The organism is Variovorax paradoxus (assembly GCF_040544635.1).
Taxonomy (GTDB): Bacteria; Pseudomonadota; Gammaproteobacteria; order Burkholderiales; family Burkholderiaceae_C; genus Variovorax; species Variovorax paradoxus_R.
Window position 1 is genome coordinate 293,955 of the sequence record NZ_JBEPKJ010000006.1, and the last position, 17,495, is coordinate 311,449.

General features: G+C 67.3%; 15 protein-coding genes. 7 read left to right on the forward strand and 8 right to left on the reverse strand.

Annotation, left to right across the window (positions count from 1 at the left end):
* Positions 1–22: 22 nt before the first annotated feature.
* Entirely contained in the window at positions 23–1,450 is a 1,428-nt protein-coding gene (locus ABIC94_RS12920) for an efflux transporter outer membrane subunit (protein ID WP_354373396.1), read from the forward strand.
* 11 nt (positions 1,451–1,461) lie between these two features.
* Here ABIC94_RS12920 and ABIC94_RS12925 read toward each other — a convergent pair whose 3' ends face one another.
* Both ABIC94_RS12925 and ABIC94_RS12930 read right to left on the reverse strand, forming a co-directional pair.
* Complete coding sequence (locus tag ABIC94_RS12925) at positions 1,462–1,827, reverse strand: SPW repeat protein (protein WP_354373397.1); 366 nt, start codon at positions 1,825–1,827, stop codon at positions 1,462–1,464.
* 121 nt (positions 1,828–1,948) lie between these two features.
* Positions 1,949–2,815, reverse strand: coding sequence for a MurR/RpiR family transcriptional regulator (locus ABIC94_RS12930; RefSeq protein WP_354373398.1), 867 nt, complete (start codon positions 2,813–2,815; stop codon positions 1,949–1,951).
* A gap of 183 nt (positions 2,816–2,998) precedes the next feature.
* Here ABIC94_RS12930 and ABIC94_RS12935 point away from each other — a divergent pair, with 183 nt between their 5' ends.
* From ABIC94_RS12935 to ABIC94_RS12950, 4 genes are all read left to right on the forward strand, one after another.
* Positions 2,999–4,333: an aspartate aminotransferase family protein gene (locus ABIC94_RS12935; protein ID WP_354373399.1), complete on the forward strand. Its 1,335-nt coding sequence runs from the start codon at positions 2,999–3,001 to the stop codon at positions 4,331–4,333.
* Between the two features lie 69 nt (positions 4,334–4,402).
* Positions 4,403–5,320, forward strand: a complete 918-nt coding sequence (locus ABIC94_RS12940; protein ID WP_354373400.1) for an amino acid ABC transporter substrate-binding protein — start codon at positions 4,403–4,405, stop codon at positions 5,318–5,320.
* Between the two features lie 17 nt (positions 5,321–5,337).
* Positions 5,338–5,988, forward strand: a complete 651-nt coding sequence (locus ABIC94_RS12945) for an aspartate/glutamate racemase family protein (RefSeq protein WP_354373401.1) — start codon at positions 5,338–5,340, stop codon at positions 5,986–5,988.
* A gap of 108 nt (positions 5,989–6,096) precedes the next feature.
* Positions 6,097–6,921, forward strand: coding sequence for an undecaprenyl-diphosphate phosphatase (locus ABIC94_RS12950; RefSeq protein ID WP_354373402.1), 825 nt, complete (start codon positions 6,097–6,099; stop codon positions 6,919–6,921).
* A gap of 34 nt (positions 6,922–6,955) precedes the next feature.
* Here ABIC94_RS12950 and ABIC94_RS12955 read toward each other — a convergent pair whose 3' ends face one another.
* Both ABIC94_RS12955 and ABIC94_RS12960 read right to left on the reverse strand, forming a co-directional pair.
* The gene (locus ABIC94_RS12955) at positions 6,956–7,639 is read right to left on the reverse strand and encodes a response regulator transcription factor (protein ID WP_354373403.1); all 684 of its coding nucleotides are present in this window, start codon (positions 7,637–7,639) and stop codon (positions 6,956–6,958) included.
* Positions 7,640–7,826: 187 nt separating this feature from the next.
* A complete protein-coding gene (locus ABIC94_RS12960; RefSeq protein ID WP_354373404.1) occupies positions 7,827–9,719 on the reverse strand; it encodes a sensor histidine kinase in 1,893 nt (630 codons plus the stop codon).
* Positions 9,720–9,804: 85 nt separating this feature from the next.
* Here ABIC94_RS12960 and ABIC94_RS12965 point away from each other — a divergent pair, with 85 nt between their 5' ends.
* Positions 9,805–11,637 (forward strand): YadA family autotransporter adhesin, encoded by a 1,833-nt coding sequence (locus ABIC94_RS12965; protein WP_354373405.1) that lies wholly within the window; start codon positions 9,805–9,807, stop codon positions 11,635–11,637.
* Positions 11,638–11,676: 39 nt separating this feature from the next.
* On the opposite strand, the gene ABIC94_RS12970 is transcribed toward ABIC94_RS12965, so the two are convergent.
* The 4 genes from ABIC94_RS12970 to mutS are packed head-to-tail and all read right to left on the reverse strand — an operon-like array spanning position 11,677 to position 16,743.
* Positions 11,677–12,384 (reverse strand): response regulator transcription factor, encoded by a 708-nt coding sequence (locus tag ABIC94_RS12970; protein ID WP_354373406.1) that lies wholly within the window; start codon positions 12,382–12,384, stop codon positions 11,677–11,679.
* Between the two features lie 10 nt (positions 12,385–12,394).
* Entirely contained in the window at positions 12,395–13,204 is an 810-nt protein-coding gene (locus tag ABIC94_RS12975; RefSeq protein ID WP_354373407.1) for an alpha/beta hydrolase, read from the reverse strand.
* A gap of 14 nt (positions 13,205–13,218) precedes the next feature.
* Positions 13,219–14,058: a proteasome-type protease gene (locus ABIC94_RS12980; protein ID WP_012748685.1), complete on the reverse strand. Its 840-nt coding sequence runs from the start codon at positions 14,056–14,058 to the stop codon at positions 13,219–13,221.
* A gap of 27 nt (positions 14,059–14,085) precedes the next feature.
* Entirely contained in the window at positions 14,086–16,743 is a 2,658-nt protein-coding gene (gene mutS, locus ABIC94_RS12985; RefSeq protein WP_436318003.1) for a DNA mismatch repair protein MutS, read from the reverse strand.
* 105 nt (positions 16,744–16,848) lie between these two features.
* On the opposite strand from mutS, the gene ABIC94_RS12990 reads away from it, so the two are divergent.
* Positions 16,849–17,472 (forward strand): hypothetical protein, encoded by a 624-nt coding sequence (locus ABIC94_RS12990; RefSeq protein WP_354373408.1) that lies wholly within the window; start codon positions 16,849–16,851, stop codon positions 17,470–17,472.
* The last annotated feature ends 23 nt before the right edge of the window (positions 17,473–17,495 follow it).

Genomic DNA, 17,495 nt, shown 5'->3' on the forward strand with positions numbered 1-17,495 from the left:
GAGAAGAACGAACGAACCTGCCATGAAACAACGACAACGCATCTTTTCGCATCTGCCCGGCAGGCTGTCCGCACTCGTGTTGGCCGCCATGGTGGCCGGCTGCGCCGTGGGTCCCGCCTACGAAGTACCCACCTCGGCCGCGCCCGCCGGCTGGAAAGAGCAGAAGACCGCCGAAGGCTGGCTGCCCGCTGCACCGGCCGACGCGCTCGACCGCGGCGAATGGTGGAAGCTTTTCGGCGATGCCACGCTCGACGAGCTGGCCGCCCGCGTGCAGGTGTCGAACCAGAACATCGCCGCCGCCGTGGCCAACTACGCGCAGGCCCAGGCGCTGGTGCGGGGAGAGCGCGCTGCGCTGTTCCCGACGGTGTCGCTCGACGGCAGCGGCAGGCGAAGCGGCAACGTCGGCGGCACCAGCAATGCGGCCAGTACTTTTTCCGCAACGCTCGGTGTCGACTGGGCGCCCGATGTATGGGGCCGGCTGCGGCAAGCGGTAAGCAGCGCGCAGGCCAATGCCCAGGCCAGCGAAGCCGACCTGGCTTCGGCGCGCCTGTCGGCCATCGGCGACCTGGCGACCAACTATTTTTCGCTGCGCGAAACCGACGCCGAGATCGTGCTGCTCGACCAGACCATCGAGGGCTACCAGCGCGCCTTCGAAATCACGAACAACCGCTACCAGGCCGGCATTGCCGCCCAGACCGACGTGCTGCAGGCGCGGACCCAGCTCGTGACCGCGCAAGCGGAGCGCGTGGGCCTGCAGCGCACCCGCGCCACGCTGGAGCACGCCATTGCCATGCTGGTGGGCGTGGCGCCTGCCGACTTCAGCCTGCCCGCGGCGCAGTGGACGCCCACGGTGCCGGGCATTCCGACCGGCGTGCCGTCCACGCTGCTGCAGCGCCGGCCCGACATCGCGGCCGCCGAGCGCGCGGTGGCGGCGGCCAATGCGCAGATCGGCATTGCGCGTTCGGCGTACTTCCCGAACTTCGGGCTCAGCGCTTCCGTAGGCGGCAACGCGAGCCGCGTGAAAGACCTGTTCAACGCATCCAACACGCTGTGGGCGCTCGGCCTTTCGGTGGCGCAGGTGGTGTTCGATGCGGGCGCCATCGGCGCGAGCGTCGATTCGGCCAAGGCGGGCCATGAAGCCAGCGTGGCGCGCTATCGCCAGACGGTGCTCGCCGCGTTCCAGGGGGTGGAAGACCAATTGACGGCCGGCGCCGCGCTGGCGCAGCAGGAAGGCCTGCGGCGCGAAGCCTCGGCCGCGGCCGACAAGACCGAGCAGCAATTGCTCAATCGCTACCGTGCGGGCCAGGTCAGCTACACCGAAGTGGTCACCGCGCAGGCAGCCGCGTTGAACGCACGCCGCACCCTGGTGCAGCTGCTTGTAAATCGCCAGACCGCCGCAGTGGCGCTCATTCAAGCCCTCGGCGGCGGTTGGCAGGCTGGGGCAACGTAATCAACGTGCCTTCAGTGCGCGTGACGGTCGATGGATCCGCCCAGGTAGTCCTTGTCGGTCACAAGCACCCAGAGTGCGAGCACCAGGATCGCAGCGGATACGAGCACCGCATTGACCATCGGGTTCTCGATGGTGGCAAAGCCGAGTACCCAGGGAGACACGGCCAGCCAGATGGCGAGCGCGCCTTCGGTCCACTCTTCCCAAGCACGCGGTACCAGGGTCGCCCCCAGCGCCACGGCGCCCAGCGCGATACCTGTCGCCACTGTGCTCCACATCGCGAAAGTCACGTCCTGGAAACCCAGGACCCAAGGCGAGACGATCAGCCACACGCCGAGAACGACGTTGACCGGGTCTTGCCAATGTTTCACCTGCTTCATGGTCATTACCTCCTGTCGCAGCACAAAACCGCGACAGCTGTTGGACCGGGCGGTTCCTGCGGGGTTCCGTGATGCGGCGCTGCAGCATGCGATTGGGCCGCCATGCCTAGTTCCTTGGCTTCTAGCCTCCGCGCGCCACAGGCGGCACCAGGTACGCACCGGATTCGAACAGCTGCGCTTCCGCCTGGTCGATGCGCCGGATCACCGGCTTGCCCGCGCGGCTCGCCAGCAGTTCGACCAGCGCCTCGGTCACGGCCACGCCGGCCGCCACCGAGGGGAAGAACGAAGGGCTGTTGATCGTGAAGAGCAGCGTTTCGTCCGCCAGCAGCGAGAGCGGTGAGGTCACGCTGTCGGTAATGGCGACGATGCGGCAACCCGCCGCCTTGGCTGCCTGCGTCACCTGCAGTGCCTCGCGCGAGTAGGGAATGAAGCTGGCCACCACCAGCGCATCGCCCTTGGCAAAGGCGCGCTGCTGCATTTCGAGCGAGCCGCCCTGGCCGTCGACCAGGTGCACGCTGGCGCGGAAGAGCCGGTACACGTAGACGAACGAGAACGCGATCGGAAAGCACGCCCTGAAGCCCGCCGCGTGCACCGCGGGCGCCTTCTCGATCAACGCGCAGGCCTTTTGCAGCGCCTGCTCGCTCTGCTGGTGCGTGGCCTCCAGGTTGCGGCGCTGCACCTCGAACATCTCGCCCGTGAGGCTCCGGTCTTGCGCACGGCCGATGAGCTGCTTGGCGCGCCCGCCGTACGTTTCGGTGCCAAGGCCCATGTCGCCCGCAAAGGCTTCCTTCAGCTGCGGCCAGCCCGCATAGCCGAGGTGCTGCGCAAAGCGCACCAGCGTGGCGGGCGTGCTTTGCGCGCGCGTGCCCACGTTGCGCATCGATGCCGTGACGACTTCGTTCGGATGGTCGAGCACATAGCGCGCCACCTGCTGCAGTGCAGGGCTCAGTTCGTTGAAGCGCTGGCGGATCAGGTCTCTGGCGCCCATTCGGGAGCTCCTCTGGAATGTGTGTCTGGAACGAATGTACCGGACTCGGCCCGAGTGTTCCACGCAGCACCCGGAACAACTGCAGCGAACGGAACAGTTGACGGAACAAATGTTCCAAACAATAATCCACACGAAACGTTAGTTCCAAACACGGCTCCGCCATCCGCCGCCCACCCCGCCACCATGACGCACGTCTTTCACCGCCACCTTCGCCAGACTCCGCCTGTTGCCGCCGGCTCCAAGGGCATGTTCATCCGCGACGCCGAAGGGCGCGAATACCTCGACGCTTCGGGCGGGGCGGCCGTGTCGTCGCTCGGCCACGCGCACCCCGAAGTGCTGGCCGCCATGCATGCGCAGCTCGACAGGCTGGCCTACGCCCACACCAGCTTCTTCACGAGCGAAGTGGCCGAGCAGCTGGCCGATGAGTTGATTGCCTCGGCACCGGAAGGCATGAGCCATGTGTACCTGGTGAGCGGCGGCTCCGAGGCGGTGGAAGCGGCGCTCAAGATGGCGCGGCAGTACTTCGTCGAAACCGGCCAGCCGCAGCGCACGCACTTCATCGCGCGCCGCCAGAGCTACCACGGCAACACGCTGGGCGCGCTCGCGGTGGGCGGCAACGCGTGGCGGCGCGAACCGTTCGCGCCCATCCTGGTGCCGGCCACGCATGTGTCGCCGTGCTATCCGTACCGCGAGCAGCAGGCGGAAGAAAGCGCCGAGCAGTACGGCCTGCGCCTCGCGGCCGAACTCGAAGCCACCATCGTTGCGCAGGGCGCCGACCGCGTGATCGCCTTCGTCGCCGAAACGGTGGGCGGTGCCACGGCCGGTGTGCTCACGCCCGTACCCGGCTACTTCAAGGCCGTGCGCGGGGTGTGCGACAAGTACGGCGTGCTGCTGATCCTCGACGAGGTGATGTGCGGCATGGGCCGCACCGGCACGCTGCATGCCTGCGAGCAGGAGGGCGTGGTGCCCGACCTCATGACCATCGCCAAGGGCCTGGGCGGCGGCTACCAGCCGATCGGCGCGGTGCTGGCGCAGCGCAAGATCGTCGATGCCATGTCGAAGGGAAGCGGCTTCTTCCAGCACGGCCACACCTACCTCGGCCACCCCATGGCCTGTGCGGCGGCGCTCGCGGTGCAGCAGGTGATCCGGCGCGACGGCCTGGTCGACAAAGTGCGCGACGACGGCGTGGCCTTCGGCGCCATGCTGGCCGAGGCGCTCGGCGGTCACGCGCATGTCGGCGACATCCGCGGCCGCGGCTTTTTCTGGGGCATCGAACTCGTGGCCGACCGCGCCAGCAAGGCGCCGTTCGATCCGGCCTTGAAGGTCAACGCAGCCATCAAGAAAGACGCCATGGCGCGCGGCCTGCTGTGCTACCCCTTCGGCGGTACCGTCGACGGCCGCCAGGGCGACCACGTGCTGCTCGCGCCGCCTTTTATCGCCACGCGGCAAGACCTGCGGGAAATCGCCGCCCGCCTCGCGGCTTCCATCGATGCGGTAACGAGCGCCGCCGCGCGCTGACCGCGAACCCGTTTCGAACCCCTTTCCTTCGCCGTTTTTTTTCAACCCGCCGTTCCGAGGAGCGCTTCCATGCCCAAGCTTCGTCTGCCGATTCCCTTCGGTGCTGCCGCTCTCGCGGTGGCCTTCGCCCTGTTGTTGCCGCACACGGCCGCGCAGGCCCAGGACAACAACGACACGCTCGCCAAGATCAAGGCGAGCGGCGCCATCACCTTCGGCTACCGCGAGTCGTCTTTCGGCTTCTCGTACCTCGACGGCAACCTGAAGCCCGTGGGCTACAGCATCGAGATCTGCAACCGCATCGTCGAAGCGGTGAAGAGCGAGCTGAAGCTGCCCGCCATCGAAATCAAGTACCAGGCCGTGACCTCGGCCAACCGCATTCCGCTGGTGCAGAACGGCACGGTGGACATCGAGTGCGGCTCTACCACCAACCTGGTCGAGCGCCAGAAGCAGGTGGCGTTTTCGCCCGACATCTTCCGCTACAACGTGCGCATGCTGGTGAAGGCCGATGCGGGCATCAAGAGCATTGCCGACCTGCAGGGCAAGACGGTGGTCACCACCACTGGCACCACCTCGTTCCGCCTGTTGCGCGAGGCCGACAAGGGCCGCAACCTCGAGGTGAACAACCTCGGCGGCAAGGACCACAGCGACTCTTTCCTGCTGGTGGAAAGCGGCAGGGCGCAGGCCTTCGTGCTCGACGACATCCTGCTGGCCGGCCAGATCGCGAATGCGCGCAACCCGAAGGACTTCATCATTACCGGTGAGAGCCTGCGCACCGAGAACCAGTCGCTCATGTTCCGCAAGGACGACCCGGCCTTCAAGGCGCTGGTGGACCGCGTGGTGTCGGGCATGATGAAGTCGGGCGAGATGGAGAAGCTCTACAACAAATGGTTCATGTCGCCGATTCCGCCGAAGGGCATCAACATCAACTACCCGCTCAACGCCGAGACGAAGGAGGGCTTTGCCAATCCGTCGTCCAAGGGCATCTGACCATCGTTCCTTCCCGCATGACCCGCATCGCACTGATCCACGCGCTTTCGCATTCGGTTGCGCCCATCAACGCCGCCTTCGAGCGCGACTGGCCCGAGGCCCAGCGCATGAACCTGCTGGACGACAGCCTTTCGGCCGACCTGGCGCGCGGCGGCCAAGGCTTGGACGCCGCCATGCACGAGCGCTTTCAGCGGCTTGCGCAGTACGCGGTCGACACCGGCGCGCGGGGCATTCTTTTCACCTGCTCGGCCTTCGGGCCCTGCATCGAAGCAGTGGCGCGGCGGCATGCGGATATTCCGGTGCTCAAGCCCAACGAAGCGATGGTGGCGGAGGCCGTGCAAGCGCAAAGCCATGAGCAGGGCAGGCTCGGACTCATTGCAACCTTTGCGGCCACGCTGGTGTCAATGCCGCCGGAGTTTCCGCCCGGCATCGAGCTCGAGCCCGCGCTGGCCGAAGGCGCGCTCGATGCGCTGAATGCCGGCGACACCGGGCGGCACGACGCCCTGATTGCTGCGCAGGCGGCGGCGCTGCGCGAGCGCGGCTGCACGCGCATTGCGCTCGCGCAGTTCAGCATGGCGCGCGCCCGCGCCGCCTGCGAGCAGGCCAGCGGCCTGCCGGTACTCACCACCGTCGACAGTGCCGTGCGGGCCCTGCGGCTGCGCTCTTAACAAGGCGCCGAACAAGGCTTTCGATAAAAGCCCGCAGCAATCCGGGGCCAGCTGAACCTGGCCTGACTCGATGCCTCGCCATAATTGGTGCTCTTTAAAGGAGTAAGCGTGGACATCGTTTTGCTGGTGAAGGCCGCTGTCATGGGCATCGTCGAGGGGCTGACCGAGTTTCTGCCGATCTCGTCGACCGGGCATCTGATTCTTGCGGGCTCGCTGCTCGGCTTCGACGATGCCAAGGCCAAGGTGTTCGACATCGCCATTCAGACGGGTGCGATCTTCGCGGTGATCCTGGTGTACTGGCAGAAGATCCACTCCACCGTGGTGGCGCTGCCGCGGCAGCCGAAGGCGAGGCGCCTGGCCATCAACGTGGTCATCGGTTTTCTGCCCGCCGTGGTGCTGGGGCTGATTTTCGGCAAGATGATCAAGGCGCATCTCTTCACCCCGGTGGTCGTGGCAAGCACTTTCATCATCGGCGGCTTCATCATCCTCTGGGCCGAGAAGCGGCCGCCCGGTTCGGTGCGCATCGAGCACGTCGACGACATGACGACGTGGGACGCCCTCAAGGTCGGCCTGGTGCAGTGCTTTGCGATGATTCCGGGCACCAGCCGCAGCGGCTCGACCATCATCGGCGGCATGCTGCTGGGCCTCTCGCGCCAGGCGGCCACCGATTTTTCGTTCTTCCTTGCCATTCCGACGCTCATCGGCGCCGGTGCCTACAGTCTCTACAAGGAGCGCGCGCTGCTGTCGGTGGCCGACATTCCGTTGTTCTCGGTGGGGCTGGTGTTCTCGTTCCTGAGCGCGTGGCTCTGCGTGCGCTGGCTGCTGAAGTACATCAGCACGCACAACTTCATTCCTTTTGCCTGGTACCGCATTGCCTTCGGCATCGTGGTGCTGGCCACGGCATGGACCGGCATGGTGGTCTGGGCGGAATAGAACGAACTCCGGGTGGCGCGCCCGGTTCGTTGCCTCAGCGCGACGAAAAATGATCGCCGGCCGTGTGGGCCATCTCGACACGCGAGCCGAGCGCCAGTTTCTTGTAGATGCCCTTGGTGCGGCACTCCACCTCCAGCCGGGGCGTCGAGAGCGTTTCGGCAATGTCGCTGTGGCTGCGCCCTTGCACCACGAGCTCGAGCATCTTGCGTTCACGCGGCGTCAACGCCGCGTCCGGTTCATCCGGTGAATCGGACGCATGCCCTGCGTGCCAGGCGAGGATGCGCTTGGCAATGGCCACGTCGATCGGTGCGCCGCCTTGCTCGATGCTGCGCAGCCCGATGCTGAGCTCGAGATCGTCGCGCTCCTTCAGCAGGTAGGCGACCGCACCGGCGCGCAGCGCCGAAAAAATGGTTTCCTCGGTGCGCGACGCGGAAACCGCGACGGCGGGCACCTGCGGATGGTGCGCCTGCAGCCAGTCGATCAGCTCGACCCCGCTGCCGTCGGGCAAGCCGATGTCCACCAAGGCAACCCCGAAACGCTGGTTCTCGAGGAGTTGCATGGCTGTCTCGCCGCTCTCGGTCCAGACGATTTGCGGCTCGTCGCATCCGAGCGTCGACAGGATGTAGCGAAAACGTTCCTGCATCGCCGGATCGTTTTCGACCACGAGCGTCGGGCTCAGGGAGATGGCTTCGACGGCTTCCAACTGAAAGGTTGACATTTGGGCGACATTTTGGAACGGTAACCGGTTAACTGGGACGTTTTTACTTATTTTCTGCGATTGTTACTGATGATTGCAATTTGTATCGCCCGGTTTATCCCCGTCTTGACAGAACCGCGGCGAGGCAGGTCGCCGGAGCGGTTGCGGACGGGAAAATGCGCCTCGCGCGGGGCGGGCGCCCGTGGGCTCAGGCTGCGGGCGCCAGCGGCATGCGCAGTACCAGCTGTGTCTCGCCGGGCCGCGAATGCAGCTGCAGCTCGGCTCCCAGCCTGCGCGCGCGCGTGCGCAGGCTGCGCAAACCCGCGCCGGCACGCTTGTCGGCGCCGTCCACCACGAAGCCGCAGCCGTCGTCGCGCACGCTGAGCTGCAGTTCGGTCTCGGCGCGCGTCACCGCCACATCCACGCGGCGGCCTGCGCTGTGCTTGAGCACATTGGTCAGCGCTTCCTGCAGAAAGCGCAGCAGGTCGAGGCTCTGCGAGGGGGGCAGCTCGAGCGTCTCGAGGTTCGACACCTGCCAGCGGCAGTCGATGCCGTTGGCGTCGAGCAACTGCGAGGTGCGGTGCCGCAAGGGCGCCAGCAGCTCGCCGAATGCGCGCGCACCATCGTGCCGGCCGGTGGCGTCGATGATCAGCCGCAGGTCGTCGCGCAGGCGCTTGAGCATGGCGAGCAGCTCGGGCGCAGAGAGGTTCTCGGGCTTGCGCTCGAGCGTTGCGATGCTGCCGACCAGCATGCCGCCCAGCCCGTCGTGCAGGTCGCTTGCGAGGTTCACGCGCTCGCCGATGCGCGCATGCGCCAGCTCCAGCGCATGCTGCTGCGCGAGCGTGGCGGCCAGTTCGGCCTTGGCGGCGTTCACTTCCTCGATCAGTTCGGTGTTGAAGTTCTCGATGCGCTTCAGGCTCTGCACGAAGCGCGCGGCCTGCGTCAGCGCCATGCCCAGCAGCAAGCCGTACGACGACATCGTCGTGTAGTAGATGTTGCTGTCGATCACCTGGGTGAACACCAGCAGGTCGTGCGCGCCCGTTACCGCCGACAGTGCCATGAAGGGTGCAAGGGAGCGCATCGGGCTGTTGCGATGGCGCACGGCGTGGACCAGCGAGGCGCTGTTCACCGCAATGATCGTGAGGCCGCCCACCAGCGTCCAGAGTGCGCGGTGAGTGACCAGGTTCGCGGCGCCGGCAAGCCACAGGTCGAGCACGCCGGCCGCCGCGACCAGCAGCGCAAAGCCTTCCAGGCGGGGCATGCGCCGCTCGCAGAAGCGCAGCGCGAAGACGACGTAGGACACGCTGAAAAGCAGCAGCAGCGAGGTGTTCAACGCCTGCCAGCTGTGGTTGCTCGCAAAAGGCCAGGGGCTGGTTGCGATCTGGTTGTAGCCGAACAGAAGCCACAGCACCGACATCAGCGCGAACCAGCCATAGGCCGTCTCGCGCCGGCGCAATAGCCACAGCGCGGCGAAGAAGGCCGAGACCGCGGCGCTTACCGCCAGGCCAAGCATTTGCAGGTCGCGGCGCAAGACGCGCTCCTGCCCGTATTCCGCCTGCATGGCCGCGGGTGTGCCGAGACTGACCGGACCGAGGCCGGCCTGATAGGCGGAAAGGCCCGAAACGCGCACCAGCAGCGTGTTGCGGCCCGCCTGCAGCAGCGGCGGCGCCAGCAGCCAGTAGCGCGGGCTGTTCCAGGCGCGGGTCAGCGGTTCGACCAGGCTTTCGTCGCGCGAGATCGGGCTGCCGTTGAGCGACACCGCGCCGGCCATGTTGAGGTAGTGCAGCAGCAGGCCCATTTCGGCGACCTGCGCGGGTTGGTCCCAGGTCAGCCGGTACCAGACCACGCCGTCGAAGCCGGGCCAGCGCGCGGCCCAGCTGTCGGGCAGGGTGACGGGCGTCCAGCCGGTGACGGGCGGGGCGGTCTCGTCCCAGCCGCTGCCGCGCACCGCTTCGACGTGGAGCTCAGGGGAGGGCTGCTGCGCCAACGCCGTGCCGGCCGCCAAGAGAAGAAGGAGGAAGAAACAGGTGCCGATCTGCGCAGCAAGCCATGCCGCGAAGCCTGGGCGCACGGCCTGCGGGAGAGATTCTTGGTATGGCATTTACCAGCTTTCGGGGATGGCTTGGTCGAGATGGGAAATACACACTTCGTCTTACTTGTTTTATTTGCTTTCAAGAAAGAAGTCCATGCCCACACAGATCCACGCCGACCACGCCAAAGGCGGCTCGCACAAGGCGCCGGCAAAACAGCGGCTGGTGCGGGCACTCCGGTATTTGCCTGCGTTCGCCCTGCTGGTCGGCGGAAGCGTCTACGCGGCCGGATTTGTCGATGGCACCGCGGGCAATGTCGGGTCGGGAACCAACAACGGGACGGCGGGAGTGGGGGGCGCTGCGGCCAGTGTCTCGGGAGACGGAGCCACCGCGCTCGGTGCGGGCGGCGATGGCGGCACCGGAACGGCCGGTGGCACCGGCGGCACGGGCGGGGCGGGGGCCAGCGCAACTGCGAACGGTGCAACGGCCATCGGAGGCGGGGGGAGCGGCGCGTTTGGCGAGGCGGGGGGAACGGGGGGCACAGGGGGGCGTGGGGCCCAAGCCTCGGCGGGCGGTGCGATCGCGCTCGGCGCGGGAGGCGCGGGCACCGACGGTTGTTGCGGCCAAACCGCCCCGGCAGGCGGCAGCGGCGCACAGGCTTCGGGCACTGCCGCGATCGCCATCGGAAGCGCCTCTGGCTCCAGCCAGGGCGCCGTGGCATCCGGCAGCGGCAGCACTGCGATCGGCGGCGCCAACGGCGGCGCTTCGGGCGCGGCCGCATTGGCCACGGGCAGCGTGGCGGTCGGGTCCGGCAGCCGGGTCGCGAGCGGCGCGAACGGCAGCGTGGCCATCGGCGCGAATTCTGTTGCCACGGCGGCCAACACGGTGTCTTTCGGGACCGCGGGCCAGACGCGCGGCCTGGTCAACGTCAGTGCCGGAGCGGTGACAGCCACAAGCACCGATGCCGTCAACGGCAGCCAGCTGTTCACCGTGCAGCAGACCGCCAGCACGGCGGCATCCGCAGCCTCCGCCGCGCAAGGCACGGCCAACTCCGCGCTCGGCCTGGCGCAGAACTCGGCGCAGTACGGCGCGGGCGGCACCTTGCTGCAACTCAATGCCAACGGCGGCGCCGGCACCATCATCAACAATGTCGGCGCCGGCCAGGTTGCCACGGATGCCGCCAACGTCGGCCAGGTGCAGCAGGCCCAGCAGGCAGCCGTTATCACGGCGAACAATTTCACCGTCCAGCAGGTCACCGCATTGCAGAGCTTGATGAACCAGGCGTTGGCCAGCGGTGTGTGCGCGGTGGGCGCGGGCGGCGCCGTGGCCTGCGGGCCCGGGGCCGGCGCCAGCGGTGCCGGCAGCACGTCGATGGGCACCAACGCGCAGGCCAACGGCGAAGACACCGTCGCCGTCGGCAATGGCGCGCAAGCCAGCCATGCGGGCTCGGTCGCCATCGGCGCCGGCGCCAGGGCGCTGGCCGATCCCACCACCGCCGTGGGCAACAACGCGGTGGCCACCGGCAACAACGCCGTGGCGCTGGGCGCCAACACGCTGGCATCGGGCAGCAATGCGGTCGCGCTGGGCCAGGGTTCGGTGGCGGATCGCGACAACACCGTGTCGGTGGGCAACGCGGCCACCGGCCAGTTGCGCGGCATTGCGAATGTCGCGCCCGGCCTGCTTGGCACCGATGCCGTCAACGTCAACCAGCTGCAGCAGGCGGTGAGCAATGCGACCAGCCAGGCCAACGCCTTTGCCGCACAGGGCGTTGCAGCGGCGTTGGCCATGCCGTCGATGCCGACACTGCCGGTGGGCAAGAAATGGATGGGGGCCGCCGTGGGCAACTACGCCGGCGCATCGGCCGTCGGCTTCGCTTTCGGCTACCAGGTCAACGACAACCTGAACCTGGGGCTGGGTGTTTCCACTGCAACCAGCAGCGGCAGCAGCAACCGCATTGCCGCTCGTGTGCAGGCCGGCTATTCATGGTGAGGCGCGCAGAGAAGAAGAACGGAAGAACGCGTGCACCGATCAATGCAGCAAACCGTGCCTTCGGGCCTGATAGACGGCCTCGGTGCGAGAGGTGACGGCCAGCTTGCGGTAGATGTTCTTGGTGTGGCATTCCACCGTCAGCTTGGAGATGGAAAGCGATTCGGCCATGTCGCGGTTGCTCAGCCCCTGCGCCACGAGTTCGAGGATCATGCGCTCTCGCGGGGTCAGCGCGGCCGGGAGCGGGGCAGGCGCATCGGCCGCCGGCGTGGGGGATAGTGACGGCTGCTGCGTCGCAAGCCAGCCGAGGATATGGCGCGCGATGGCCGGGTCGATCGGTGAGCCCCCTTGCTCGATGCTGCGCAGCGCAATGCTCAGCTCCAGATCGTCGCGTTCTTTCAGCAGGTAGCCGATGGCGCCGGCGCGCAGCGCCGCGAAGATGGTTTCCTCGGTCCGCCAGGCCGAGATCACCACCGCGGGCACCTTGGGGTGCGTTGCCTGCATCCAGCCGATCAGTTCGACCCCGCTGCCGTCCGGCAGGCCGATGTCGACCAGCGCGACCCCGAAGTTCTGCGCGCCAAGCAGTTCCTTGGCCGCGGCAATGCTGTCGGCCCATGCGATCTGCGGCTCGTCGCAGCCGAGCATGGCCAGCACGCGGCCCAGGCGTTCGCGCATTGCGGGGTCGTCTTCGACAACCAGCGAAGGGCTCAGGGAGACCGCTTCAATCACTGCCGATTGGGAGGAAGACATGGGGCTCCAATCAGTCCAGCAGGTTGCGCAGCGCCGCCTCGACAGCCGCCGCTGTGGCCAGCGGCTTTTCCATGGGGAACAGGTGCGAGCCGTCGAGCATCGCGATGCGCCCCTTGGTGACCTTCTGGGTCATGGCCATGCCCACCTGCTTCATCTCGGCCGACTGGCGTCCGCCGACGAAGGCCACCTTGCATTTGAGTGGATGGCTGCGCAGCAGGGCTGCGAGGTTATGGGGCAGGGTGTTGTAGATGGCCGTTTCCACGTTGCGGTCGAAGCTCAGCGCGCGCGTGTCTTCGCTGTCGAACGTGCCGTGGTCGATGTAGTCGTGCAGCACCTGCTCGTCCCACTTGGCAAACGCCTTCTTGCTGCGGAAGTGCTCGAACACTGCTTCCCGGTGGGCCCAGCTGTTCTTGCGCTTGCGGCTGACGGCACCAGGCGACACGGTCTTCATCAGCGGGGTGCGCTTCACGAGGTTCAGCGTGTTCGCGCGCCAGCCGCCAAGGATCGGCGAATCGAGCAGCACCACGCCGCAGGCGAGCGCCGGATGCAGCGCCGCGCACATCAGGCTCAGAAACCCGCCGAGCGAATGTCCGACCAGAAACACCGGGCCGCCGGCGCGATCGGCGCGCTGCTGTGCGAAGTCGGCCAGCTGGTGCACCAGGTGCGGCCAGTTGTCGGTAACGGGGTATTTCGGGTCGTGCCCGAACTTCTCGATGGCATCGACCTCGAAGCCGCGGTTGCGCAGGCTGTCGAGAACGACGCGGTAGGTGCTCGCAGGAAAGCTGTTGCCGTGCGAGAAGACGACAGGGGGCATCGCCATGGCCGCAGCCCGCTTCAGATGAGCTTTTCGTCGGGCGTGGAAATCTTGCGCAGCGGGCTGTGCCGCGTGGCCGGCATCTTCAGCGGGTGCTCGGTGGCGGAGTCGTCCCACACCGGGTCTTCGATGCTGTCGAACACCTCGCGCAGCTTCTGGCCCCAGCTGTTGTGCATCATGCGGTAGTAGGGGTTGTCGGCGTCGATGCAGATCACGCGGTCGGTCTCGAGCTTGTTGGCCTCGTACACCACCAGGTCGAGCGGCAGGCCCACCGAGAGGTTGGACTTCATGGTCGAGTCCATCGACACCAGCGCGCACTTGGCGGCTTCGTCGAGCGGGGTTTCGGGCGTGAGCACGCGGTCGAGCACCGGCTTGCCGTATTTCGACTCGCCCACCTGGAAGTAGGGCGTTTCGGTGGTGGCTTCGATGAAGTTGCCGGCCGCATAGACCAGGAACAGGCGCATGCCTTCGCCCTTGACCTGCCCGCCGAAGATGAACGACACGTTGAAGTCGAGGCCCGCGTGCTTCAGCGCCTCGGCGTCGCGGTCGTACACGTGGCGCACGGCCGAGCCGAGCACGCGCGCGGCATCGAACATGCTCTTGGCATTCCAGATGGTGATGGGGTCGCCCTGGGAGCCGTCTTCGCGGGTTTCGCGCAGTTCCTCGATCTGGAGAATTTCGCGCACCGATTGCGAGATGCTCAGGTTGCCCGAAGACAGCAGCACCATGACGCGGTCGCCCGGCTGCTCGTAGACGATCATCTTGCGGAAGGTGCTGATGTGGTCCACGCCCGCATTGGTGCGCGAGTCGGAGAGAAACACCAGGCCGGCGTTGAGTTTGATGCCTACGCAATAAGTCATTTTTTCATCTCGCACGAAGGATGCCCGCTACGCGGCGCCGCGCTCGCGCGTGTTCAGTTTTTGTAAGGCATAGAGCGCGTCGAGCGCCTCCCGCGGCGTCATCGCGTCGGGGTCGAGCGCGGCCAGGGCGGATTCTACGGCGCTGGCCATGGGCGTTTCGGCCGCCGGGGGCGGGGCGAACAGGTCGACCTGTGCACGCGTCTGGGCGTGCTGCGATTCCAGCGCCTCGAGCGCCTGCCGCGCATGGTTGACCACCGCGGCGGGCATGCCCGCGAGCCGAGCTACCTGGATGCCGTAGCTCTTGCTGGCCGGGCCGGGCTGCATTTCGTGCAGAAACACGATGTCGCGGCCCGCTTCGGTGGCGCTTACGTGCATGTTCACGGCGCCATGGTGCGTGGCCGGGAACTCGGTCAGCTCGAAGTAGTGGGTGGCAAAGAGCGTGAACGCCTTGCTGCGGTCGTGCAGCTGGGCGGCAATGCCCGCGGCCAGCGCCAGCCCGTCGAAAGTGCTGGTGCCGCGGCCGATTTCGTCCATGAGCACCAGCGATTGCGCGGTGGCGCTGTGCAAAATTTGCGCGGCCTCGGTCATCTCGAGCATGAAGGTCGACTGCGCGTTGGCCAGGTCGTCCGCCGCGCCTATGCGCGTGTGAATGGCGTCGATGGGCCCGAGCCGGCAAGCCGCCGCCGGCACGTGCGAGCCGATGGAGGCCAAGAGCACGATGATGGCCACCTGCCGCATGTAGGTCGACTTACCGCCCATGTTGGGGCCGGTGATCACCTGCATGCGCTGCTGCGGCCCGAGCTGGGTGTCGTTGGCAATGAAGCCGCCGGACGACTTTTCAGCCAGCCGCGCTTCCACCACCGGGTGGCGGCCCTGCTGGATTTCGATGCACGGGTGCGACACGAAGCTCGGCGCGCGCCAGTGCAGCGTGTGCGAGCGCTCGGCCAGCGCGCAGAGTGCGTCGAGCGTGGCAATGGCGCCCGCCAGCTGCGTGAGCGCGTGCACCGAGGGCTGCAGTGCATCGAGCAGCTGCTCGTAAAGCCACTTTTCGCGGGCGAGGGCACGGTCTTGCGCGCTCAGCGCCTTGTCTTCGAAGGCCTTGAGCTCGGGCGTGATGAAGCGCTCGGCATTCTTCAGCGTCTGGCGGCGGCGGTAGTTGTCGGGCACCTTCGAGAGCGCGCTTTGCGTCACCTCGATGTAGAAGCCGTGCACGCGGTTGAACTGCACGCGCAGGTTGGAAATGCCGGTGCGCTCGCGTTCGCTGACTTCGAGCTTCAGCAGAAAGTCGTCGCAGTTCTCGCTGATGGCGCGCAGTTCGTCGAGCTCGGCGTCGTGGCCGGTGGCGATCACGCCGCCGTCACGCACCAGTGCCGACGGGTCGGGCTTGATGGCGCTCACCAGCAGGTCCGCGCAGCCGGGCGGCGGCGCGAGGCGCTCGGTAATCTGGTCGAGCAACGCAACCGACGGGGGCAGAAGCGGCGCCAGTTGCTCCGCCTTCGCGAGTGCGAGCTGCAGCGCCAGCAGTTCGCGCGGGCGCACCTGCCTGAGCGCGATGCGCGCCGCAATGCGTTCCACATCGCTCGTGTTCTTGAGCTGCTCGCGCAGCGTGCGCCAGGGCGCGGCCGTGCCGCCCAGCACCGTGGACTGCAGCGCACCGATGGCTTCGAGTCGCGCCTGCGCCTCGCTGCGGTCGCGCCGCGGCGAGAGCAGCCAGCGCTTCAGGAGGCGGCTGCCCATGCCCGTCATGCAGGTGTCGAGCAGCGAGAACATGGTGGGCGAATCTTCGCCGCGCAGCGTCTGCACCAGTTCCAGGTTGCGCCGCGTGGTGGGCGGCAGCTCGATCAGGTCGCCGTCGCGCTCCACCGAAAGGCGCTGCACGTGCGAGAGGGCGCGGCCCTGCGTGTGCTCGGCATAGCCCAGCAGCGCGGCGGCGGCGGCATGCGCGTTGGTCAGCGATTCGGCGTTCCACGCGGCAAGGCTGTTGCTGCCCATCTGCTCGCTGAGCTTGCGTTCGCCCAGGCCGCCGTCGAACTGCCAGGCCGGGCGAATCGAGAGCGTGAAAGGCGTGGCCGCGCGCGCGGCCTTCAGGCGCTGCTCGAAGGCGGGGGTGACTTCGGCGCTGTAGAGAAGCTCGCTCGGCGCGATGCGCGCAATCCATGCTTCGAGCGCGTCGGCCGGGCATTCGGCCAGCCGCAGTTCGGCGCCGGTCACGCTGAGCCAGGCCAGGCCGCAGAAATTGCGCGTGCCCGCGTGCACCGCCAGCAGCAGCGATTCGCTCTTGTCGTTGAGCAATTCGGAATCGGTCAACGTGCCGGGCGTGACCACCCGCACCACCTTGCGCTCGACCGGCCCCTTGCTCGCGCCGACCTCGCCCACCTGCTCGCAAATGGCGACCGATTCGCCCAGCTTGATGAGCCGCCCAAGGTACGTATCGACCGCATGAAAGGGCACGCCGCACATCACCACCGGCTGGCCGGCCGACTGGCCGCGCTGGGTGAGCGTGATGTCGAGCAGGCGCGCGGCCTTTTCGGCGTCGGCCCAGAACAGTTCGTAGAAATCGCCCATCCGGTAGAACAGCAGGGTGTCCGGATGGTTCGCCTTGAGGCCCAGGTACTGCGCCATCATCGGCGTGTGCCCGGAAAAGTCGCTGGTCGAGGGGGAAGGTTGGGCAGTCGTCGTTTTCACTCGGGCGATTATCGGGGACGGGCGGACGGCCCAGCCGGCGACGGGCCCACCCGGCGCCGCTCTAAAATCCGCCGGCGCAAACCCCGCGTGAAGAACAAGGCGCCCATGGCCCACCCGGAAGAATTCAAAGGCCCTGAAGCGGACGCGCTGCCCGACACCGCCACTGTGCCCGCAGAGCTCGCCGCGCTGTACCTCTGCATGTCGCCTGCCCAGCTCGCCGACCTGCGCAAATCAAGACGCCCCGATGGGCGCGCAGGCAACGGCCCACCCGTCATCAGGCCCGTGGAAGGCGGCGCAGCCGGCTCCAAAGACCCGGTGCTCTACACGCTCGGCACCTTGCGCGACTTCGCCAAGGCGCACACCGCCCCCACCGCCTTCGACGCCGCGTTGAACTCCGGAATGCTGGGCTGGGTATCCGCCAAGCTGCCTTTCTTTGCCGAGCTCGAACCCCGCATCAAACGCGGCCGGCGCGTGCTCATCGGCGGCGCCTGGGACCGGGCGGACCCCCTGCGCGAGAAGCGCTTCAAGGAGCTGGCGAAGGGCCGCATCCGCTTCACATCATTGACGTGCGCCGAAGCCGCCGCGAGCCTGTGGGCCGACGTTGCAAGCCACTCGGCGCTCGCCGAAAAAGGCTTGGCGCTGCTCAGGAGCGAGACGCAGGCAATCGAAGCTTCGCTGGCCGCCACCGCGGCCCTGGCGGCGGCGTCGAATCCGGATGCGGCGGCCTGACCCCATTTCAAGATCGACCATGG

Excerpts from the sequence above, each read along its gene's own strand:
- ABIC94_RS12980 (WP_012748685.1), bottom strand. The coding sequence starts at position 14,058 with ATGACTTATTGCGTAGGCATCAAACTCAACGCCGGCCTGGTGTTTCTC.
- ABIC94_RS12955 (WP_354373403.1), bottom strand. The coding sequence starts at position 7,639 with ATGTCAACCTTTCAGTTGGAAGCCGTCGAAGCCATCTCCCTGAGCCCG.
- ABIC94_RS12990 (WP_354373408.1), top strand. The coding sequence starts at position 16,849 with ATGGCCCACCCGGAAGAATTCAAAGGCCCTGAAGCGGACGCGCTGCCC.
- ABIC94_RS12940 (WP_354373400.1), top strand. The coding sequence starts at position 4,403 with ATGCCCAAGCTTCGTCTGCCGATTCCCTTCGGTGCTGCCGCTCTCGCG.
- ABIC94_RS12930 (WP_354373398.1), bottom strand. The coding sequence starts at position 2,815 with ATGGGCGCCAGAGACCTGATCCGCCAGCGCTTCAACGAACTGAGCCCT.
- ABIC94_RS12975 (WP_354373407.1), bottom strand. The coding sequence starts at position 13,204 with ATGGCGATGCCCCCTGTCGTCTTCTCGCACGGCAACAGCTTTCCTGCG.
- ABIC94_RS12935 (WP_354373399.1), top strand. The coding sequence starts at position 2,999 with ATGACGCACGTCTTTCACCGCCACCTTCGCCAGACTCCGCCTGTTGCC.
- ABIC94_RS12970 (WP_354373406.1), bottom strand. The coding sequence starts at position 12,384 with ATGTCTTCCTCCCAATCGGCAGTGATTGAAGCGGTCTCCCTGAGCCCT.
- ABIC94_RS12920 (WP_354373396.1), top strand. The coding sequence starts at position 23 with ATGAAACAACGACAACGCATCTTTTCGCATCTGCCCGGCAGGCTGTCC.
- ABIC94_RS12965 (WP_354373405.1), top strand. The coding sequence starts at position 9,805 with ATGCCCACACAGATCCACGCCGACCACGCCAAAGGCGGCTCGCACAAG.
- ABIC94_RS12945 (WP_354373401.1), top strand. The coding sequence starts at position 5,338 with ATGACCCGCATCGCACTGATCCACGCGCTTTCGCATTCGGTTGCGCCC.
- ABIC94_RS12925 (WP_354373397.1), bottom strand. The coding sequence starts at position 1,827 with ATGAAGCAGGTGAAACATTGGCAAGACCCGGTCAACGTCGTTCTCGGC.
- ABIC94_RS12960 (WP_354373404.1), bottom strand. The coding sequence starts at position 9,719 with ATGCCATACCAAGAATCTCTCCCGCAGGCCGTGCGCCCAGGCTTCGCG.